The 22639-nt window shown below is 66.0% G+C and carries 14 protein-coding genes; 11 read left to right on the plus strand and 3 right to left on the minus strand.

Annotation, left to right across the window (positions count from 1 at the left end):
- Positions 1-394 precede the first annotated feature (394 nt).
- The gene (locus K7W03_RS12075) at positions 395-808 is read left to right on the plus strand and encodes a MarR family winged helix-turn-helix transcriptional regulator (RefSeq protein WP_065846334.1); all 414 of its coding nucleotides are present in this window, start codon (positions 395-397) and stop codon (positions 806-808) included.
- Between the two features lie 77 nt (positions 809-885).
- Here the strand turns inward: K7W03_RS12075 and K7W03_RS12080 are convergent, their stop codons facing one another.
- Both K7W03_RS12080 and K7W03_RS12085 read right to left on the minus strand, forming a co-directional pair.
- Positions 886-1926, minus strand: a complete 1041-nt coding sequence (locus K7W03_RS12080) for a LacI family DNA-binding transcriptional regulator (protein WP_065846335.1) — start codon at positions 1924-1926, stop codon at positions 886-888.
- 40 nt (positions 1927-1966) lie between these two features.
- Positions 1967-4099 (minus strand): alpha-glucuronidase family glycosyl hydrolase, encoded by a 2133-nt coding sequence (locus tag K7W03_RS12085; protein WP_065846336.1) that lies wholly within the window; start codon positions 4097-4099, stop codon positions 1967-1969.
- 158 nt (positions 4100-4257) lie between these two features.
- On the opposite strand from K7W03_RS12085, the gene K7W03_RS12090 reads away from it, so the two are divergent.
- The 10 genes from K7W03_RS12090 (at position 4258) to K7W03_RS12135 (ending at position 21942) form a co-directional block, all read left to right on the plus strand.
- Positions 4258-6633, plus strand: coding sequence for a glycoside hydrolase family 3 N-terminal domain-containing protein (locus K7W03_RS12090; protein ID WP_065846337.1), 2376 nt, complete (start codon positions 4258-4260; stop codon positions 6631-6633).
- On the plus strand, positions 6630-9002 hold the full coding sequence (locus tag K7W03_RS12095) for a glycoside hydrolase family 3 N-terminal domain-containing protein (protein ID WP_065846338.1): 2373 nt from the start codon (positions 6630-6632) through the stop codon (positions 9000-9002). The genes K7W03_RS12090 and K7W03_RS12095 overlap by 4 nt, the downstream gene beginning before the upstream one ends.
- Before the next feature lie 13 nt (positions 9003-9015).
- Positions 9016-10227 (plus strand): D-mannonate dehydratase ManD, encoded by a 1212-nt coding sequence (gene manD / locus K7W03_RS12100; protein ID WP_222886422.1) that lies wholly within the window; start codon positions 9016-9018, stop codon positions 10225-10227.
- Between the two features lie 128 nt (positions 10228-10355).
- The gene (locus K7W03_RS12105) at positions 10356-11633 is read left to right on the plus strand and encodes an MFS transporter (protein ID WP_065846340.1); all 1278 of its coding nucleotides are present in this window, start codon (positions 10356-10358) and stop codon (positions 11631-11633) included.
- Positions 11630-13042, plus strand: coding sequence for a glucuronate isomerase (gene uxaC, locus K7W03_RS12110; protein ID WP_222886423.1), 1413 nt, complete (start codon positions 11630-11632; stop codon positions 13040-13042). The genes K7W03_RS12105 and uxaC overlap by 4 nt, the downstream gene beginning before the upstream one ends.
- Positions 13039-14511, plus strand: coding sequence for a mannitol dehydrogenase family protein (locus tag K7W03_RS12115; protein WP_065846342.1), 1473 nt, complete (start codon positions 13039-13041; stop codon positions 14509-14511). Before uxaC ends, K7W03_RS12115 begins: the two co-directional genes overlap by 4 nt.
- Complete coding sequence (locus K7W03_RS28095) at positions 14508-16145, plus strand: DUF5597 domain-containing protein (RefSeq protein ID WP_130030003.1); 1638 nt, start codon at positions 14508-14510, stop codon at positions 16143-16145. Before K7W03_RS12115 ends, K7W03_RS28095 begins: the two co-directional genes overlap by 4 nt.
- Positions 16146-16258: 113 nt before the next feature.
- Positions 16259-19189, plus strand: coding sequence for a TonB-dependent receptor (locus tag K7W03_RS12125; protein WP_222886424.1), 2931 nt, complete (start codon positions 16259-16261; stop codon positions 19187-19189).
- 70 nt (positions 19190-19259) lie between these two features.
- Entirely contained in the window at positions 19260-20495 is a 1236-nt protein-coding gene (locus K7W03_RS12130) for an SGNH/GDSL hydrolase family protein (protein ID WP_044660845.1), read from the plus strand.
- 151 nt (positions 20496-20646) lie between these two features.
- Entirely contained in the window at positions 20647-21942 is a 1296-nt protein-coding gene (locus tag K7W03_RS12135; protein ID WP_222886425.1) for a DUF3422 domain-containing protein, read from the plus strand.
- A gap of 205 nt (positions 21943-22147) precedes the next feature.
- Here K7W03_RS12135 and K7W03_RS12140 read toward each other — a convergent pair whose 3' ends face one another.
- Entirely contained in the window at positions 22148-22570 is a 423-nt protein-coding gene (locus K7W03_RS12140; RefSeq protein WP_222886426.1) for a c-type cytochrome, read from the minus strand.
- Positions 22571-22639: the final 69 nt, after the last annotated feature.

Here is a 22639-nt window from a genome sequence, read left to right on the forward strand (position 1 = left end):
ATCTTGTGCCGGATCTTGGCTTGAAGGCATTCACTCCACAGCCTGAACGCCTTTAGTCGGAGCGAACCATGGCTGATCGCGATTTGGAAGGGTCTGCTTGGCCGTCCTTACCGGGGAGCGGAAAGCCTCCGCAATGCCTGGCTGACCGCGAAGGCGATGAATGCCTTGGTGGGATCTGCCAATGGCCTGATCACCTATGTGGCCATGCCTTATTTCAATGACGCCGTCAGTCCGGCGGGCTAGCCGCAGATCGCCCGCACGCGCCGATGTTCCTCTGCCGCCGGTAGAAATCGCGCCGGGACCGACGCGGGGGTTCCCGAATCATGCAAATCCTTCTTTGATGCGTCAGGCTGCGCGATCAAATCGCGACGCGATACATGAAGATGAAGGTCAGATGGAAGCAGACGGCGCCATATTGCAGGATGAAGATTATGCGGCGCTGGCGGAATTCCGCTTCGCTCTGCGACAGTTCCAGGCGTTCAGCAGCGAGCGGGCGGCCAGGGTGGGACTCACCCCGCAGCAGCATCAGGCCTTGCTCGCCCTGCGCGCTGCGCCGGCCGAGGATGCGACCGTCGGCTATGTCGCGCGGCGACTGTTGCTGAAGCCCCACAGCGCGACGGGGCTGGTCGACCGGCTGGAAAAGCTGGGGCTGGTGACGCGCCATGCCAGCGCCACGGACCGGCGGCGCTCGCAATTGCAATTGACGCTGGGCGCTCTGGACCTGCTGGCGAAGCTGTCGGCCACGCATCGCGATGAGATCCGCCGCTTGCGTCCGCTGCTCAACCAGTTGCTGGCGCGCTTTGCCTAGGAAATTTCAGGCCCCAGGATAGCGGTGGAGACCTGCTCCAGCCCTTGCGGCAGGACATGGCTGGCGGGCCCAGCCCGCTACCCCCGTCGGTGGTGCAGGCGCGGAACCGCGTCGGATTGCCGGCGGACCAGGCTGTAGTCCAGTCGCGCCAACCCCCGCCCGTCGACTTCTTCCCCGCCCTTCATCGCTTCCGCCAGCAGGGTCATGGCGGCCCGGCTCATGTCGCGAATCGGCTGGCGGATGGTGGTGAGCGTGGGCCAGATCGCGGCGGCAAGCGGCGTGTCGTCGAAACCGCAGACCGTCAGATCGGCCGGCACGCTGATCTGACGCTGATGCGCGATGGTGATGGTCGCCGCGGCCATATCGTCGTTGCAGGCGAAGATCGCTGTCGGCGGCGTCTTCAGGCTCAGCAGATGCGCCGCCGCCTCCAGCCCGGACCGGTAGCTGAAATCGCCCTCGACGATATAATCTTCCTCAACCGGCAGGCCTTGCGCGGTCATGGCGACGCGAAAGCCCTCCAGCCGTCGCGCGCTGGAACGGTGCTGGGGATTGCCCTGGATGAAGGCGATGCGGCGGTGGCCGAGGTCGATCAGATGCCGCGTCATCTCGCTCGCGGCCTGGCGGTCGTCTATCGCGACGACCATCATGCCATGGTTCTCGTCCGGCGCGATCGCGACCCAGGGAATGCCCTGCCGCCCGAGCGCCTGCGCCAGTTCGTCCCAGTCGCACAGGGGCGGCGGCACGATGACGCCGGAAACGCGCGCCTGAAGAACCTGGGCGACGATGTCCTGCGCCGTGGCGCCCATCTCGCACTGTTCCACCACCAGGTGGAGGTGATGCTTCGCCGCCTCGTCCAACCCGCCCAGCAACAGTTCGCCCAGATAGGCGGAGGTCGTCGTATTGCGGTAAAGCAGCGCCACTCGCCGGTCGTCGCCCCCGGCCAGCGCCCGGGCGGAGACATTGGGCGCATAGTTCAGTTCCGCGATCGCCTTTTCCACCCGGGCTCGGGTCTGGGGGCTGACCCAGCTCTGCTTGTTCGCGACGCGCGACACGGTCATCACGGACACGCCGGCCCGCGCTGCGACTTCCCGGATTGTCGGCGGCTTACGTTCGTTCATGGTCGTTCACGGCCTAGCCTTTGCGGCCATTGAAAGCCAGTCATGGATTGCCCGGCGCATAGGGGAAAGCGAGCGATTTGTACCAGTTCAGATCATGTTCCGGCGGTGCCGTGCCCGCCGGCAGCGGGCGTTTGGACAGCGTCTGGAAATAGGCGATGCTGGCATCGCGCCACCATTTCGCCTCGCGATGCTGGATGCCGAGGAAGGACTGCGTCTGGGCGAAGCGTTCCGCATCGACATAGGGGCGCAGGCTGTCCCACGTCCTGCGCATGGCCGCGACATAGGCGACCCCCGCGTCATAATGGCGGATGAGGCCGTTCCACAGGGTTTCGCCCGATTTCAGCTTCGCGTCCCAGCCGACATGGTGGAACCAGAGGAGGTCGCGTTCCGGCGTCGTCTTCGGGTCGGCGAGCATCCTGGCGACCGGCGGGGCATATTGGGCGATGGCGTTGCTGCCGGTCCTCGTCCGGTCGAAGCCGATCCCCTGCGCGTCCGCCTTGTGATAATAGACCGGGTTCCATTCGGGCCGGGCAAGCTCTGAAATCCAGGGAGCCGGGCCGTAATGATGGCCGGTGCCCATGACATGGGACAGGCCGAGCGGGGTCATATAGTCGACCGCCGCCTCCCGGGATCCCATCATCATGGCGACCACCCGATCGGCCACCTTTGCATCCGTCGAGAAAGTCTGCGCCGCCCATTCGCGTGCGATTGCCTCCGCCGACAGATCCGGATCCCAGGCAAGGCGGCCGAAGGCGTACCAGTCCGCCTGGTTGAAGATCGATCCGCTCCAGTCGCGGTCGGCGCCGATATTGGCGACGCCGGCAATGCCGGTCAGCTTGTGGCCCTCCAGCGATCCGTCGATCACCCTGGCCACGGTCGACCCCTTGCCGCGGGCGAAGGTGTCGCTTTTCAGCGTCTCCTCGAACAAGGGGCCGAGATAGGTGAGGTGGGTCGACTGGCCCAGATATTCCTTGGTGATCTGGAATTCCATCATCAGCGGCGTCCGGGGCATGGCGCCGAACAGAGGATGGAAAGGCTCACGCGGCTGGAAGTCGATCGCGCCGTTCTTCACCTGCACCAGCACATTGTCCGCGAACTGGCCGTCCAGCGGCTTGAAGTCGTTATAGGCCTGCTTGGCGCGGTCGTCCGGATTGTCATGCGCATAGACGAAGGCGCGCCACATCACGATGCCGCCATGCGGCTTCACGGCCGCGGCCAGCATGTTCGCGCCATCGGCATGGGTGCGCTTGTAATCCTGCGGCCCCGGCTGCCCTTCGCTGTTCGCCTTCACCAGGAAGCCGCCGAAATCGGGAATGGCCCTGTAGATCTCGTCGGCCTTCGCCTTCCACCAGGCGGCGACTGCCGGGTCGAGCGGATCGGCGGTCCCGAGGCCGGACAGCTCCATCGGCGCGGTCCATTTCACCGACAGATAGACCTTGATGCCATAGGGCCGGAACACGTCCGCCAGCGCCGCCGCCTTGGCGATATAGGGCGCGGTCAGGCTGTCGGACCTGGCGTTCACATTGTTGAGGACCGTGCCGTTGATGCCGATGGAGGCATTGGCGCGGGCATAGTCGGTGTATCGCGGCCCCTTCCAGTCGGGCAGGCGCCACCAGTCCCAGATGGATTGCCCGGCATAGCCGCGCTCCACCGTGCCATCCAGATTGTCCCAATGGTTGAGCAAGCGCAGCTTCATGCGCGGCGCGCTGCGAATGTCGAGCCGGTCCAGCGGGGCGCCCGTTTCCGCCAGCCGCAAATAGGCATAGGCGCCATAAAGAAGTCCGGCATCGCCATTGGCCGCGATCACCGTCACGGACTGGCCGTCCAGCGTGACCGAGCGAATGGCATAGCCCTCTTCGCCCAGCCCATCGAGCTTCACCGGCAGATCGGGGGCGGAAGCCGGAGTCGCCAGCCAGATCGCGCCATTCATGGGCTTGTCAGCCAGCGCCGGCGCCGCGCCATTCGCGCCCGCAAGGCCACGCATCAGTTCATCGCGGGCGGCCAGCGCAGTCGCACCGCGGCCCGGCGCAACGACCGCCGTGGCGTGCCGCGCCATTTTGCCGCCATCCTGCACCTTTTCGTGCCGCAGCCACAGATCATAGCCGTCCTCCGCCATGGCGGGCGCCGTCATCACGGCGGTGGCGACGGTCCAGCAGAACAGGCGCGCGAACATAGATCCCCTTTCCTCTCCTTCCCGTCTTCGCCCGAACCGACGCTTCGGATCGAAGGGCATTGACAGGCCGCTCTTGTCTGAGCAATGTTAACGCTATCAGTTGGGATGCGGCAAGCAAAAAGCTGGAAGCCGCCGCAAAAAAGGGGAGAGGCTGTTTCGTGATCCGGTTCCGCAAGCTGTTGGGCGCGGTTTCGCTGCTGACGCTGACGGTCGCGACGCCCGCCGTCCCCGTTCTGGCGGCGCCTGCGTCGATGGGCGCGCGTCCGCTGTACAAGGATGCTTCCGCGCCCATCGAATCGCGGGTCGACGATCTGCTCTCCCGCATGACGCTGGAGGAGAAAATCGCCCAGATCACGGCGGTGTGGACCGACAAGGTCAAGATTTTCGACGACAGGTTGCAGCTCGACCCATCGAAACTGGCGCAGATCTTTCCCCATGGCATGGGGCAGTTCACCCGCCCGTCCGATGCCAAGGGGGCTTTTTCCCCCCGCGAAGTTCCCGGCCGAAATCCGCGCCAGACAGTGGCGCTGGTCAATGCGCTGCAACGCTGGGCGACGACGCGGACGCGGCTGGGCATTCCGATCCTGTTCCATGAGGAAGGGCTGCACGGCTATGCGGCTGTTGGCGCTACCAGCTTTCCGCAGTCGATTGCCCTGGCCTCGTCCTGGGACCCTGACATGCTGCGCGAGGTGAATGCCGTCATCGCCCGCGAAATCCGCTCGCGCGGCGTCAGCCTCGTCCTTTCCCCCGTAGTCGACATCGCCCGCGATCCGCGCTGGGGCCGGATCGAGGAAACCTATGGCGAAGACCCCTATCTGGTCGGTGAAATGGGGGTGGCCGCTGTCGAGGGGCTGCAAGGCAAGGGGCGTTCGCGCCTGCTGCCGCCGGGCAAGGTGTTCGCGACGCTCAAGCATCTGACCGGCCATGGCCAGCCCGAAAGCGGCACCAATGTCGGTCCGGCGCCGGTTTCCGAACGCGAACTGCGCGAGAATTTCTTTCCGCCCTTCGAACAGGTGGTGAAACGCACCGGGATCGAGGCGGTGATGGCCAGCTACAATGAAATCGACGGCGTGCCCTCCCATGCCAATCGCTGGCTGCTGCGCGATGTGCTGCGCGGCGAATGGGGCTTCAAGGGCGCGGTGGTCAGCGACTATTCGGCAATCGACCAGTTGATGAGCATCCACCATATCGCCGGCGATCTGGAACAGGCGGCGGGGCGCGCACTGGATGCGGGCGTGGATGCGGACCTGCCCGATGGCCTCTCCTATGCGACGCTCGGCCGGCAGGTGCGCGAGGGCAAGATCAGCGAGGCGCTGGTCGACCGTGCCGTGCGGCGCATGCTGGAACTGAAATTCCGCGCCGGCCTGTTCGAAAATCCCTATGCCGATGCGGCGGCGTCGGAGAAGATCACCAATAGTGCGCAGGCCCGCACATTGGCGCTCAAGGCGGCGCAGCGCTCCATCACCCTGCTCAAGAATGACGGCATGCTGCCGCTGAAGCCGGAGGGCAGCATCGCCGTCATCGGCCCCAGCGCCGCCGTGGCGCGGTTGGGCGGCTATTATGGCCAGCCGCCGCATAGCGTCTCGATCCTCGAAGGCATCAGGGCCAAAGTCGGAACCCGGGCGAAGATCGTCTTCGCGCAGGGCGTCAGGATCACGGAGAATGACGATTGGTGGGCCGACAAGGTCGTCCGGTCCGATCCCGCCGAAAACCGCCGCCTGATCGCGCAGGCGGTCGAGGCGGCCCGTCATGCCGATCGCATCGTCCTGACGCTGGGCGACACGGAACAGTCGAGCCGCGAAGGCTGGGCCAACAATCATCTGGGCGACCGGCCCAGCCTGGACCTGGTGGGGGAGCAGCAGGACCTGTTCGACGCGCTGAAGGCGCTGGGCAAGCCGATCGCCGTGGTGCTCATCAACGGCCGCCCTGCCTCCACCGTCAAGGTTTCGGAACAGGCGGACGCCATTCTGGAGGGCTGGTATCTGGGCGAGCAGGGCGGCCATGCCGTGGCGGACGTGCTGTTCGGGGACGTCAATCCGGGCGGCAAGCTGCCGGTGACCATCCCGCGCTCGGCGGGGCAATTGCCGATGTTCTACAATGCGAAGCCCAGCGCGCGGCGCGGCTATCTCTTCGATACGACCGATCCGCTCTACCCCTTCGGTTTCGGCCTCAGCTATACGAGCTTCGACCTGTCCGCGCCGCGACTGTCGGCCGCGAAGATCGGCGTCGGCGGCACCGCCAGCGTGTCGGTCGACGTGCGCAATGGCGGCCAGCGCGAGGGCGACGAGGTCGTCCAATTATATGTGCGGGACAAGGTCAGTTCCGTCACCCGGCCGATCAAGGAGCTGAAGGGATTTCAGCGCGTGACGCTGAAGCCCGGCGAGGTTCGCACGGTGACCTTCACGGTCGGGCCGGAGGCGCTGCGGATGTGGAACGATCATATGGACCGCGTGGTCGAGCCGGGCGATTTCGAGATCATGACCGGCAACAGTTCGGTCGCGCTCAAATCGGCAACGCTGACGGTGGTGCCATGAACGGTTTCGCGCGCCGGCAGGCGCTGGGCCTGCTCGCTTCGACCTCGCTGCTCGCCGCCGCGCCCGCCGCCGCGAAGGGGAGGGGCGGGCCGCTCTACAAGGATGCTTCCGCCCCCAACGACCTGCGCGTCAGGGACCTGCTGGCGCGCATGACGCTGGAGGAAAAGGTTGGCCAGATCATCGCGCTCTGGGCGACCAAGGCCGACATCATGGACGATCTGACCTTCTCTCCCGCCAAGGCGAGCAAGGCCTATCCCGACGGCTTCGGCCAGATCACCCGCCCGTCCGACCGCCGCGGCGTGCCGAACGGATCGACCCAGGCGGGCGGCGTGGGCGCGCGCTGGCGGACGCCCGCCGATACCGTCGCCTTCATTACCGCCGTCCAGAAATGGGCGACGGAGGAGACGCGGCTCGGCATCCCGGTGCTGTTCCATGAGGAGGCGCTGCACGGGCTCATGGCGACAGAGGCGACCATGTTCCCCATGGCGATCGGGCTCGCGGGCAGTTTCGACCGCCAGTTGATGGAGGAGGTTCATTCCGTCATCGCCCGCGAGGTGCGGGCGCGCGGCGTCCATCTGGCGCTGTCGCCGGTGGTCGACATTGCCCGCGACCCGCGCTGGGGCCGGATCGAGGAGACCTTCGGCGAAGACCCCTATCTCTGCGCCGAGATGGGCGTGGCCGCCGTGCGCGGCCTTCAGGGCGAGAGCAGCCGGATCGGCCCGGACAAGGTCATGGCGACGCTCAAGCACATGACCGGCCACGGCCAACCCCAGAGCGGCGAGAATATCGCGCCCGCGCCGATCTCCGAACGGGAACTGCGCGAGAATTTCTTTCCACCCTTCCGGGAGGTGGTGAAGCGCACCGGCATCGCCGCCGTCATGCCGTCCTATAATGAGATAGACGGCGTGCCTTCGCACCAGAACCGCTGGCTGCTGAACGACATATTGCGCGGGGAATGGCGTTTCGACGGTGCCGTGGTCAGCGACTATGGCGCGGTCCACGAACTGGACAGCATCCACCATGTCCAGCCCGACCCGGAGGCGGCGGCGCGCGCCGCGCTGCGGGCGGGCGTCGATTGCGAACTGCCCGATGGCCAGACCTATCGGACGCTCGTCGAACAGGTCCGCGCGGGCAAGGTGCCGCTGGAGGCGGTCGATCTGGCCTGCACCCGGATGCTGATGCTCAAGTTCCGTGCGGGCCTGTTCGAAAATCCCTGGCCGCGCAAGGATCATGAGCGGCTGACCGGCAATGCGGAGGCGCGCGCACTGGCGCTGAAGGCGGCGCATCGCTCCATCGTGCTGCTCGGCAATGACGGCACGCTGCCGCTCACGCCCGGCGCGCACCGGCGGGTTGCGGTGATCGGTCCCAATGCCGCCATTGCGCGACTGGGCGGTTATAGCAGCGTCCCGCGCCAGACCGTCTCCCTGCTGGAAGGCGTGCAGGCGAAGCTCAGGGGCAAGGCGGAGGTCGTCCACGCCCAGGGCGTCTTCATCACGCGGAGCGAGGATCGCTCGGCGGACGAGGTGCTGCTGGCGGACCCGGCGGAGAACCGCGCCCTGATCGCGCAGGCGGTCGAGGTCGCGAAGACCGCGGACATCGTCCTGCTCGCCATCGGCGACACGGAACAGACCAGCCGGGAAGGCTTTGCGAAGAACCATCTGGGCGACCGCACGAGCCTGGACCTGCTGGGCGAGCAGAACGCCCTGTTCGCCGCGCTGAAGGCGACCGGCAAGCCGGTGGTGGTGTGCGCCATCAACGGCCGCCCGCCCAGCTATCCCATGGTCGCGGATGGCGCCAATGCGCTGCTGGAGTGCTGGTATCCGGGGCAGGAGGGCGGCACCGCCATGGCCGACATCCTGTTCGGGGACGTCAATCCCGGCGCGAAGCTGCCCGTCACTGTGGCGCGCGACGCGGGGCAGATACCGATCTTCTACAACCGCAAGCCATCGGCCCGGCGCGGCTATGTGTTCGAGGATATTTCGCCGCTCTTCCCCTTCGGCTTCGGCCTCAGCTACACGCATTTCGAATTCGGGCCGCCCCGCCTGTCGTCGCCGCGCATCGGCACGGGCGGCGAGGTGACGGTGGAGGTCGACGTCCGCAATGCCGGGCAGAGGGCAGGGGATGCGGTCGTACAGCTTTACGTCCGCGACCAGACCGCCAGCGTCACCCGGCCGATCAGGGAACTGAAGGGCTTCGAACGCATCACGCTGGCGCCCGGCGAGAGCCGCGCCGTGCGCATGACGCTGGGCCCCGCCGCCTTCGCGCTCTGGAATCTCGACATGGAGGAAGTGGTCGAACCCGGCCTGTTCGACGTCATGACCGGGCCGGACAGCGAAAATCTCCAGAAAACCACGCTCGAAATCATCTGAACAGGATCGTCCAATGCCCAAGATCATCGATGCCAAGGTCATCGTCACCTGCCCCGGCCGCAATTTCGTCACGCTCAAGATCATCACCGATGAGGGGGTCCATGGCGTGGGCGACGCGACGCTCAACGGCCGCGAACTGGCGGTGGGGAGCTATCTGGCCGACCATGTCGTTCCCTGTCTGATCGGGCGGGACGCGCACCGGATCGAGGACATCTGGCAATATCTCTACAAGGGCGCCTATTGGCGGCGCGGTCCCGTCACCATGACCGCCATTGCCGCGGTCGACATGGCGCTGTGGGACATCAAGGGCAAGATTGCGGGCCTGCCCGTCTATCAGCTCCTGGGCGGGGCCAGCCGGGAGGGGGTGACGGTCTATGGCCACGCCAATGGCACGACCATAGAGGATACGATCAACGCCGCGCTGGAATATCAGGCGCAGGGTTACAAGGCGATCCGCCTGCAATGCGGCGTGCCGGGCATGGCGTCGACCTATGGCGTGTCGAAGGACAAATATTTCTACGAACCCGCCGACGCCGACCTGCCGACCGAAAATGTCTGGAACACGTCCAAATATCTTCGCGTCGTTCCCGAACTCTTCAAGGCCGCCCGCGAAGCGCTGGGCTGGGACGTGCATCTGCTGCACGACATCCATCACCGCCTGACCCCCATAGAGGCCGGACGTCTGGGCCGGGACCTGGAGCCATATCGCCCCTTCTGGCTGGAGGATGCGACGCCGGCGGAAAATCAGGAGGCGTTCAGGCTGATCCGCCAGCACACCACCGCGCCGCTGGCGGTGGGGGAGATCTTCAATTCGATCTGGGACGCGAAGGACCTGATCCAGAACCAGCTTATCGATTATATCCGCGCGACCGTGGTGCATGCGGGCGGGATCACCCATCTGCGCCGGATCGCCGCGCTGGCCGATCTCTATCAGGTCCGCACAGGCTGCCATGGCGCGACCGACCTGTCGCCGGTCTGCATGGCCGCCGCGCTGCATTTCGACCTTAGCGTGCCCAATTTCGGCATTCAGGAATATATGCGCCACACGCCCGAGACCGACGCGGTCTTCCCCCATGCCTACACTTTCTCCGACGGCATGATGCATCCGGGCGAGGCGCCGGGCCTGGGCGTCGACATCGACGAGCAACTGGCCGCCGGATATGAATATAAGCGCGCCTTCCTGCCGGTGAACCGGCTGGAAGACGGCACGATGTTCAGTTGGTGATCCGTGCCTGCCCCTCCTTCTCCGTCATCCCCGCGCGGGCGGGTATCCCTCTCCCGGCCTTGCGGCTGGATATGGGGCGCGAACCGGATCGCCGCCTGCGCGGGGATGACGGATCATAGGGACCGACCATGACCCGATCCATCCCCAAACCCTCCGGCAAGGTCCGCTGGATCGTCTGCGCCCTGCTGTTCGCGGCGGTGGTGCTGAGCTATGTCGACCGGCTGGTCCTGCCGACGCTCAAGCCCGATCTCCAGGCCCGCTACGGCTGGAGCGAGAGCGGCTATGCCGACCTCGCCATCTGGTTCCAGGCGGGCTACGGCATCGCCTATGTCTTCTTCGGGCGGCTGATCGACCGGATCGGGGCGCGGGCGGGCTATGCGCTGGCGGTGGGATTGTGGACCGCCGGCCACGTCATGCACATCTTCTTCACCTCGACGGCGGGGATGCTGCTTGCGCGCATTCCGCTCGCCATCGGGGAAGCGGGAACCTTCCCCGCCGCCATCGCCGCGACCAATGAGTGGTTCCCCAGGAAGGAGCGCGCCTTCGCCATCGGCATCTTCAATGCCGGGTCCAATGTCGGCGCGATCCTGACGCCGCTGATCGTGCCCGTCATCGCCGTCACCATGGGCTGGCGCTGGGCCTTCATCCTGACCGGCCTGCTGACGGTGGTCTGGCTGGCGGCATGGATCGGCTTCTATCGCCGCCCGCGGGAGAAGAAGACCCTCTCGCAGGAAGAACTCGCCTGGATCGAAGCCGACCCGCAGGAGCCGCAGCGCCCGGTCAAATGGCGCGCCCTGTTCCGCCATCGCCAGACCTGGGCCTATATCGCCGCGCGTTTCCTGATCGATCCGGTGTGGTGGACCTTCCTCTTCTGGCTGCCGGACTTCTTCAACAAGCAATATGGCGTCAAGATGCTGGACTTCGGTCCGCCGCTGATCGCCGTCTATCTGCTGGCGGACGTGGGGTCCGTCACGGGCGGCTGGCTGTCGTCGCGACTGATGAGCCGGGGCATGAGCATCAACCGCGCCCGCAAGACCGCGATGTTCTGCGCCGCGCTCTGCGCCCTGCCCATCGCCTTCGCCGCGCAGGCGCCGGGCCTGTGGGTCGCGGTCGGGCTGATCGGCCTTGCCTGCGCCGGGCACCAGGGATTTTCCGCCAATGTCTATGCGCTGCCGGGCGACCTCTTTCCCCGCTGGATGGCGGGATCGGTCGTCGGCCTTGGCGGGCTGTCGGGCGCCATCGGCGGCATGCTGATGGCGAAGTTCGCCGGCATGATCCTGGAAAGCGTCGGCAGCTTCCAGCCGATCTTCATCGTCGCGGCCTGCGCCTATCTGATCGCGCTGCTGGTCGTCCACCTCATCGTGCCGCGCTACGCGCCCGTCACCCTTTCGGAATCCCGTTCATGAAGCCGCTGAAGCTCCACCCCGACCGCCTTTTCCCTGCCGAACCGCGCACCCGCGACATCGCCCGCGCGCTCCATGCCACGGTCAGGGACCTGCCCATCGTCAGCCCGCATGGGCATACCGATCCGCGCTGGTTCGCCTATGACGATCCCTTCGCCAACCCGTCCGAACTGCTGATCGTGCCGGATCACTATGTGTTCCGCATGCTGATGAGCCAGGGCGTGAAGCTGGAGGAGCTGGGCGTTCCGACCAAGGATGGCAGCCCCACGGAAACCGATCCCCGCGTCATCTGGCACAGGTTCGCCGCCCATTATCGCCTCTTCCGCGGCACGCCGTCCCGCATGTGGCTCGACTGGGTCTTCGCCGAAGCCTTCGGCATCGAGGTCCGGCTGGAGGCGGAGACTGCCGACCATTATTACGACATCATCGACGCCGCGCTGAAGACGCCCGGCTTCCGTCCCCGCGCCCTGTTCGAGCGTTATGATATAGAGGTCATCGCGACCACGGAAGGGCCGCTGGACCCGCTCGACCATCATCGGGCGATCCGGGCGTCCGGCTGGGGCGGCAGGGTGATCACCGCCTATCGGCCGGACCCGGTGATGGACCCGGCGGTGCGCGGCTTTGCCGACAATGTCCGCGCCTTCTGCGCCATGGCGGGGGAGGATGCGGGCAGTTTCGCCGGCTATCTGCGCGCCCATGAAAGGCGTCGCGCAGACTTCCGCGCCGCCGGGGCGACCTCCACCGATCATGGCCACCCCACCGCCTTCACCGCGCACCTCGGAAGGACGGAGATCGAGGCGCTTTATGCCAGCGTCATGTCCGGGCCCGTCAGCGACCGCGACGCCGAATTGTTCCGTGGCCATATGCTGGTGGAAATGGCGCGCATGTCGATCGAGGACGGCATGGTGATGCAGCTCCATCCCGGCGTGCATCGCAGCCATAATGCAGCCGTGCTGGCGCGTTTCGGCAGGGACAAGGGCGGTGACATTCCGGCGGCCGGAGAGTTCGTCCAGGCGCTCAAGCCCCTGCTCGACCTCTACGGCAATGACCCGCGGCTGACGCTGATCCTCTTCACCCTGGACGAGGATGTCTATTCCCGCGAACTCGCGCCGCTGGCGGGCCATTATCCCGCCCTGAAGCTGGGCCCGCCCTGGTGGTTCCATGACAGTCCGGAAGGAATGCGCCGGTTCCGCGAGCGTGCGACCGAGACGGCGGGCTTCTACAACACGGTCGGCTTCAATGACGACACCCGCGCCTTCCTGTCGATTCCCGCGCGGCACGACATGGCGCGCCGGATGGATTGCGCCTGGCTGGCGCGGCTGGTGGCCGAACACAGGCTGGAAGAAGACGAGGCTTTCGAACTGGCCCGCGCCTTGTCCTACGACCTTGTGAAGCAGGCCTATAAGCTGTGAGGCGGCTATGCTCCGCAACGCTCGATACGCTGCCCGCCGATGTGATCCGGCCTGCCTATGATCGCACGGCGGTCAAGGCCGGCGTCGTCCATCTGGGGATCGGCGCCTTCCACCGCGCGCATCAGGCGGCGGTCTTTGACGACGTGCTGAATGCCGGCGACCTGCGCTGGGGCATCGTCGCCGCGTCCCTGCGCTCGCCGCAGGTGCGCGACCAGATGGCGCCGCAGGACGGCCTCTACACCATGCTGGTGCGCGACGGCGCATCCCGGCGGGCGCGGATCATCGGCGCGGTCCAGCGGGTCATCGTCGCGCCGCAGGAGCCGCAGGCGCTGCTGGACGCCCTGGCGTCGCCCGACACCCATGTCGTGACGCTGACCATCACCGAGAAGGGCTATAAGCTCGACCCCGCTACCGGCGCGCTGATCGAGGGTGATCCGCAACTGGCGGCCGATCTCGCCTCGCTCGCCGCGCCGCAGACGGCGCCGGGCTATCTGGTCGCGGCGCTGGCGATGCGGAAGGCGCAGGGTCTGCCGCCCTTCACGGCGATTTCCTGCGACAATCTGCCGCATAATGGGCAGCGGTTGCGCAATGCCGTGCTGGCGCTGGCGCGCCGCCATGATCCCGCGCTGGCGGAGTGGATCGCGGAAGAAGCGGCTTTCCCGGAGACGATGGTCGACCGCATCGTGCCCGCCACCACGCCGGAGGATGTCGCCGCGCTCGCCGCACGGCTGGACGCGGAAGACCGGGCGATGGTCAAGACCGAACCCTTCATCCAATGGGTGATCGAAGATCGGTTTTGCGGCCCGTGCCCCGAATTCGGGGCAGGGGTGCAACTGACGGCGGCCGTCGCCCCGTGGGAGGAGGCGAAGCTGCGCCTGCTGAATGGCGCGCACAGCGGCATCGCCTATCTGGGCGGCCTTGCGGGCATCGACCATGTGCATGACGTGCTGGCGCTTCCCCCGGCACGCGCCTTTGTCGAGGCGCTGTGGGATGAGGCGCAGACGACGCTGTCGCCGCCACCGGAACTCGACATCGTCGCCTATCGTGACGCGTTGATGGCCCGCTTCGACAATCCGACGCTGCGCCATCGCACGCGGCAGATCGCCATGGACGGATCGCAGAAGCTGCCCCAGCGCCTGCTTGCCCCCATCGCCGCGAGGCTGGCGGCGGGGCAGGGGATAGGGGCGCTGTCCCTGGCCGTCGCGGCATGGGTGCGTTGGCAGGCGGGACGGGACGATCTTGGCAAAACGCATGTCGTCGACGACCCGCTGGCAGGCACGATCGCCGCCCGGCTCGCGGGTGCCGACACGCCGGAGGAGCGGGCCGCTGCGATCCTGCGCCTCGACTCCGTGGTTCCGCCCGCATTGGCGGCGAATGCGGCTTTCCGCGTGGCGCTGGCCCGGTGGCTCGCCATCCTCGAAACGCAGGGCGCGCTGGCCGCGCTCGCCACCTTCCAGGAGAAAATATGATGCAATTCGCCAGGATCGGCGCCGCGCTTACCGCCTTCGCGCTGGCCGCCACGGCGCAGGCCGAACCGCCCCGGCTCGTCAGGCAGGGCAGCGCCACCCAACTCAGCGTGCAGGGCAAGCCGATGCTGCTGATCGCGGGCGAGCTGGGCAACAGCAGCGCGTCGAGCGCGGCCTATATGGCGCCGCACTGGAAGCGGCTGAAGGCCATGCACCTCAACACCGTGCTGGCCCCTGTGTCCTGGGAACTGATCGAGCCGGAGGAGGGCAGGTTCGACTTTTCCTCGGTGGACGCGCTGATCCGTGACGCGCGGGCGAATGACTTGAAGCTGGTCATCCTCTGGTTCGGCGCGTGGAAGAACAGCATGTCGACCTACGTCCCCGCCTGGGTGAAGCGCGACCAGAGCCGCTTCCCCCGCGCGCAGCTTCCCAATGGGCAGGGCGTCGAAATCCTTTCCGCCATGGCGCCCGCGACGCTGGAGGCCGACCAGAAGGCCTTTGCCGCGCTGATGGCGCATATCAGGGCCGTGGACGACAGGCAGAATACGGTGCTGATGACCCAGGTGGAAAATGAGATCGGCATGCTGCCGGTCGCCCGCGACTATGGTCCCCTCGCCGATGCCGCTTTCAGGGGGCCGGTGCCCGCTGAACTCATGACCTATTTGCAGCAGCATCGCGACACGCTGGTCCCGCAGATGAAGCGCCTCTGGGAGGAGCAGGGGAACAGGACCAGCGGCACCTGGTCCGAAGTGTTCGGCCCCGGCCATCAGGCGGAGGAAATCTTCACCGCCTGGCATTATGCGCGCTTTGCCGACGCCCTGACCCGCGCGGGCAAGGGCGCCTATCCCATGCCCATGTATGTCAATGTCGCGCTCAACCGCCCCGGTCGCCTGCCGGGCGAATATCCGAGCGGCGGGCCGCAGCCGCACCTGATCGACGTGTGGAAGGCGGGAGCGCCCGCCATCGATTTCCTGGCGCCCGACATTTATTTCCCGAACTTCGTCGACATCGTGAACATCTACAAGCGGCCCGACAATCCGCTGTTCATCCCCGAAGCCAATAATGCTGACCATCCGCAGGTGCCCGGCAATGCCTTCTACGCCATCGGCAAGCTGGACGCGATCGGCTTCGGCCCCTTTTCCATCGAGTCGATCGACGAGAAGCCGGGGGCGCTGGGCGAGGCCTATGGCCTGCTGGAACAGCTCGCCCCCCATATCCTCGCCGCGCAGGGTCTGGGCCGAATGTCGGCTTTCCGGCCGAAATCGCTCTATGACGAAACGCTGGTCTATGAGCCGGTGACGGAGACGATCGGCAATTACCGCTTCACCGTCGCCTTCGCCGACATCCAGAGACCCGTCGCCACTCCTGATACCGTTAACGCAGGCGGCATCGTCATTCAGACCGGGCCGGAGGATTACCTGATCGCCGGGCAGGGCATCACCGTCACCTTCGCCCCGGCGGGATCAGGACCGGGTCTCGCCGGGATCGACAGCGCCTGGGAAGGGCATTTCGACGCGCAGGGCCGCTGGATCGCCGGACGATTGCTGAACGGCGACCAGACCCATCAGGGGCGCCATATCCGGCTGCCCGCCGGCAACTTCCAGATCCAGAAGGTCCGCTTGTACCGTTACCAATAAAGACGCTTCCGGGCTTGACAAAAATAACTCAGGGTTTATCAAAGCCGCACTGATAGCGCTACCAGACAGGCTTACCGGATAGGCGGAAGCTGCGCTCAGGAGGGGATTTTCAAATGGCAGATTCTCACATTCGCTCTTTCCGCATCGCGCTTTGCGCAGCGTCGGCCTTCGGCGCGCTGACGCTGGCCCAGGCGGCGATCGCCCAGGACAGCGCGGCCCAGCCCGCCGCTCAACCCGTCGCCCAGCAGGACGAAGCAGCCGACATCGTCGTGACCGGCATCCGCGGCAGCCTGCAAAGCGCCACCAACGCCAAGAAGAACGCGGTCGCCTTCGGCGACTCCATCTTTGCCGAAGACATCGGCAAGCTGCCCGCCACCAACCTTGCGGAAACGCTGAACCGCATGCCCGGCGTGCGCCTGAACCGCGACATCAGCGGCGAAGGCACGCAGGTCGCGATCCGCGGCCTTGGCCCCAGCTTCACCCGCGTCCTGCTGAACGGCTCTCAGCTTCAGGTCGCGTCGGACGGCGGCACGAACGGCGGCAGCGCCAATCGCGAAGTCGACCTCGACTTCTTCCCGTCCGAACTCTTCACCCGCCTCGACCTTGCCAAGACGCCGTCGCCCTCTACGCTGGAAGGCGGCATTGCGGGCACCGTCAACCTGCGCAACGCCCGTCCCTTCGACAAGCCGGGCACCCATGTCACCGTGGTCGCGCAAGGCCAATATACCGACAGCAATGAAAAGCTGAGCCCGCGCGGCGCGATCGTGGCCAGCCATACGACCGACACTTTCGGCATTCTGGTCGGCGTGGCCGGCGTCAAGACCAAGACCCGCATCGATGGCTTCGACACGGTCGGCTGGACCGACGGCAATCTGGGTCCGGTCAATGGCGTCCCCGATCCGGGCGGCAACAACTTCTTCTGGGCTTCGACCGTCCCCGCCAATGCAGGTCACGGCCTTATCCCGGGCCAGCCGGTTGATGTCGTCGCGACCTCCGGCCTGACCCGCAGCCAACTCAGCACCGCGCTGCTGCCCCGCCTTGGCCGCAATACGCTGACGGTCGGCGACCGTTCGCGCATTTCAGCCCTGGCCTCTCTTGAATGGCGGCCCAGCGATACGCTGCACTTCGCCCTCGACGGCATCTGGGCAAAATCGAAGCGTGACTATTCGCGCATCAACATGAACTGGCAGGTCCGCAACTCCGGCCCCGGCACGGGAGCGCAGGCGACCGGCGGCATGATTCCGATCGATCTCACCGTCGACGACAACGGGGTCGTGACTTCGGGTACCTTCGCCAACTCTTCCTTCTTCCTGGAGGCGAGCGAGTTCAAGCAGACCACCAAGTTCTGGAACATCAATCCCAGCCTGAGCTGGCAGCCGACCGAAACCCTGAAGGTCGACCTCAGCGCCAATTATTCCAAGAGCCGCTTCTTCCGCGAGCAGCCGACCTTCGCGTTCCAGACGCCGCCCAATTCGGGGGTCGACGTCTATTATGACAATCTGCAAGGCTATTATCCGTCGATTACCACTAATGTCGACCTGAACGACCCCAATCTCGGCTGGCAATGGTATCGCCAGAACATCGCGCTGGTTCGCCGCAAGACGGAAACCAAGGGCGCGCATCTGGACGTCATGCTGGGCGACGCCATGTTCAACGTGAAGGTCGGCGCCGCCTATGACCGGGCGACTCGCTCGATCCGCGCCTATGACAACAGCCCGGCCTATCAGCTTTCGGTCTGCGGCACGGGCTGCACCGGCGCCACCGGATCGATCCCTACCAGCGCCATTCCGCAATATCTGATGCCGATGACGGTCGGCAATTTCGGGCATCTGGCGGGCCGGAATATCGGCTATAACGCCTTCATCATGCCTGATTTCGGCGCGATCAAGGATGCGACCGACTATTACAGCTATCGCGACAGCGCGCCGGAAACGCGCGGCGTGGTGACGGGCGGCGCGACCGGAGACATGGATGAAAAGGTCTGGGGCGCCTATTTCGAACTGAACGGCGTCACCACCATCGCGGGCCGCGACCTGCACATCAATGCCGGCATGCGCTACGCCGCCACCAACCAGCTGGTGGTCGGTCCCAGCCAGGTGGGCACAGCGATCGTCGACATCACCTCGCGGTCGAAATATGATAATTTCCTGCCATCGATTAACCTGACCTACGACATTGCCGACAATGTGAAACTGCGCGCCTCCGCCTCGCGGACCATGACGCGCCCGGATGCGAGCCAGATCCTGCCGGGCGTGACCTTCACCGATCCCTCGGCTCTGGTGGCGACCGCCGGCAATCCGACGCTGAAGCCCTATACTTCCGACAATTACGATTTGGGCGGCGAAATCTACACCGGCGGCATCGGCTATGTCGGGCTGTCGCTGTTCCAGAAGAATGTCCAGGGCTTTACCGTCACCCAGTCCCAGGATGTCACCTTCGGGTCGCTCAATATTCCCTATGACAGCCTGATCGCGACCCAGCAGCAAGCGCTGACCAACCGCGCGGCATCGACCGGCGTGGCGATCAACGACCTGATCGTTTCGGTGAACCGGCCGATCAACCTCAGCGACCTCAAGATCAAGGGGATCGAGGCAACCTGGGTGCAACCGCTCGACTTCCTGGTGAAGGGCCTTGGCTTCTCGGCCAACGGCACCTACCTCAAGCAGTCGTCGAAGCTGATGCCGGGTCAGGCGACCAGGCTGGTTGCGACCGGCGTTTCCAAATGGTCGTACAATCTCCAGGGCTTCTATGAGAATAACGGCCTCTCGGTCAGCCTGAACTATGTCTGGAACGACAAGTCGATTGCGGTCAACGCGCCGCAGAACGGCATTACCGGCGCCGCCCTGCGCAATGATGCCCGCGGCCAGCTTGATCTGTCCGCCGGTTATCAACTGCCTTTCCTCAACAAGGCGATGCGCCTGACGCTGGATGTGCTCAACATCACCAACGAACCGATCCGCACCACCTTCGAATATGATAATGCACCCTATTCGATCTACTATCCGGGCCGGACGGTGCTGGCGGGCATCCGCGCGAATTTCTGATCCTCCCCCAAGGAGCCTGGGGCCGGTTGCAAGACCGGCCCCTTTCTTTCGTTCTGACGAGGACAAGCCCATGCGGTTGACCTTTGCGGCTTTTCTGTTCCCGCTCGCGGCCTGCATCGCGGGCCCGGCTCTGGCGGCGCCATGCGCAGGGCGTTGGACTGCGGCCTGGGCCTCTGCCCAGATGGCGCCCACCGGGGACAATGCGCTGGCGCCGGGCATGCTGGCGGACAGCAGCCTGCGGCAGATCGTCCGGCCCTCCATGGCGGGGGACCGGCTGCGGGTGCGCCTGTCCAATCTGATGGGCGCCGCGCCGCTGCACATAAGGGGCGCCAGCATCGCGCGCGCGCTGCGGGCCGGATCGCCGGCCATCGATGCGAAGACCCTCCTTCCGCTCCGCTTCGACGGGCGCAGCGACGTGACGATCCCGGCCGGCGCGGATTATCTGTCCGATCCGGTGGCGCTGCCGGTCCGCGCCTTTGACGATCTGGCGATCAGCATCGCCTTTGGGGAGGAGCCTTCGGGCCAGACCTCCCACCCCGGATCGCGGGCGACCTCCTGGCTGCTCAAGGGCGATCATCTGACCGACCCTGCCATGGCGGGCGCGCAGGCGGTGGAGCACTGGTTCTCGCTGGCAGCGCTGGAGGTGGAGCGCTGCACGGCGGCGGAGCTGATCGTCGCGCTGGGCGATTCCATCACCGACGGGAGGGGGTCGACCACGGATGGCAATGACCGCTGGACCGACAATCTCGCCCGGCGACTTCAGGCCGATCCGGCGACGCGGCATCTGGCGGTCGTCAACCAGGGCATAGGCGGCAACCGCCTGCTGAACGACGGCCTTGGCCCCAACGCGCTTGCCCGGCTCGACCGCGATGTGCTGGCGCAGCCGGGCGTGCGCTACCTGATCCTGCTGGAGGGGATCAACGACATCGGCACGCTGACGCGCGAAGCGCCGGTCAGCGATGCCGAACATGCCCGGCTGGTATCGCGCATCATCGGGTCCTATCGCCAGATCGTCATGCGGGCGCGGGCCCGGGGCATCAAGGTGATCGGCGGAACCATATTGCCCTTCATGGGCAACGACTATTATCATCCCGACGCCCGCAACGAAGCCGACCGGCAGGCCGTCAACCGCTGGATTCGCGAGCCGGGGAATTTCGACGGCGTGATCGATTTCGACCGGGCGGTGCGCGATCCCGCTCGCCCCGACCGCCTGCTTCCCCGCCATGATGTCGGGGATGCGCTGCATCCTTCGCCCGAAGGCTATCGCGCCATGGCCCGGGCGATCCCGCTCGATCTGTTCAGATAGCGGGGGTCGGGCGAGCTCGTCCGTCTCGCCCTTCTGCCCGTCATCCTTTCGGGCAGGGCGGATTGCCAATGGCGATCCTGCGGCATTATGAATCGACAAGGACGATATTGTCGGACTTAATAGCGCAAGCCTGCCAAGGAAGAACCGGCCCATGGACGACATGACCAGCACCCCGGCCGATCCCTTTGCGGCGCTGAGCCAGCGCGACCATCCGCTGCGGGCTTCCCTCTCGCGGGAAATGCATATTCGCGGCCTGCCCCGTTTCGATGCGCCGGCCCTCGCGCTGCAATTCGTGCTGCTGGTCGACGAGCAGCAGGCCGAGCAGGGCATCGCCCTGCTGTCCCACCGCTTTCCCGCCCTCAAGGCCGGTGACCGCTTCCTTGCCGCGCGGATTGGCGACCTCCATTTCTCCTGGGAGCGTCATACCGAATTCATGACCTACAGCTTCCTCGCGCCGGTCGAGGGCGCGACGCTGTTCGACCTCGCGCCATTTGGCGATGTGCCCGCATGGATGGCGGACATGCTGGGCCGGGTGATCCGCTCCACCCAGATTGCCATGGTCATGGACGAACCGCCCTCCGCGGCGATCGCCGCGCATTTCGCGACCGACGACCTCATCATATCCGACGTTGCGGACGGCCATGCCCGCATCTGGAGCGACTTCCGCCTGCATGCCGACGGCTTCGGCCGGCTGCTCATCCACGACAAGGGGTTGCAAGGCGGCGAAAGCTCGCAACTGGTCCAGCGGCTCCAGGAACTGGGCAATTACCGCAAGATCGCCTTGCTCGGCCTGCCCGAGGCGCAACAGGCGACCCCCTTACTCACCGCGCTCGAACAGCGGCTGACCGCGATCACGAGCCGCGTCGCGCAGAAGGATGCGGATGCCGATCAGGTGCTGGAGCAACTTTCCGCCTTGAGCGCGGAGCTGGCCGGGATCGTGGCGCGCACCCGCTACCGCATGAGCGCGACGCAGGCCTATGCGGAAATCTGCCGCGACCGCCTCCGCCGTCTCGCCGTCGTGCCGGTGCGGGGGTATCGCTCGCTCGACGATTTCACCGAGCGGCGCCTGCTGCCGGCCATGCGCACCTGCGATGCCTTCACCCGCCGGCTGGAGGATCTGGCGCAGCGGACCGCCTGGACCAGCGCCTTGCTGCGCACGCGGGTCGACACCGCCCTTGCCCGCCGCAACCGCGACCTGCTGGCGTCCATGGACCGCCGGACCGCGCTGCAATTGCGGCTCCAGCATACGGTGGAAGGGCTGTCGGTGGTGGCCATCAGCTATTATGCCCTTGGCCTTTGGCACCATCTGAAGGAAGCGCTGGAGCTTCAGGGATGGCATTTGCCCGCCTGGATCGATGTCGCGCTGTTCCCGGTGACGATCATCACGGTCTTCCTGGGGATCGGCCAGATCAGAAAGGTGAAGCGTCCATCCGGCGACGCGCATTAGGACCGATCGACATTCAGGCTCATGGTGGCCTGCAATGGTTGAATCGAGTCACCTGCTCCGCTTCCATTCCCGTGCTTCCGGTGCTCGCTTACTTTGAATATGCTGCGCTCCGGGTCACGGAAAACTGCCATTTTCGGCTCACCCTGAACTAAATCGGCCCCAGGATTTCCGGCTTGGTGGAACCCTGTTTGTGCCATGCCTCCCCTCAGTTCCGGGCATAGAGATAGGCGGCGATGTCGCGTGCCTGACGCTCCGACGGGCCCTGTTCGGGCATGCCGCTTCCGGGACGCAGCGCCTGCGGATGCATCAGCCATCGCACCATCGTCTCCGGATCGTTGGGGAGCGAACCGGCCAGGCTTGCGCGTTGGCCGACATGGGTCAGGTCCGGCCCCACCATGCCGTTCGCGCCGTCGATGCCGGGAATGACATGGCAGGCGCCGCAGCCATGGCGATAAAGGGCGGCCCGGCCCCTTTCCGAATGTCCGCCGGTCATGGCGTCGGCGCGGGTTTCATCGGCGGCCCTGGTTTCCAGATAGATCGCGCCGCCCGCCACAAGCGTGACGCAGACCGCGAGCAGAAGGATCGCTGCCAGCCAGACGAGGCTTGAGGGGACGGGGCGGCTAGCCATATGCAGGCCTCGGCACTTTGCGGGTGAAGCGCATCGCTGCGCCGGCATGGACGAGACAGCCCGGCGGCG

It is taken from the genome of Sphingobium sp. PNB (genome assembly GCF_019873065.1).
GTDB lineage: Bacteria > Pseudomonadota > Alphaproteobacteria > Sphingomonadales > Sphingomonadaceae > Sphingobium > Sphingobium fuliginis.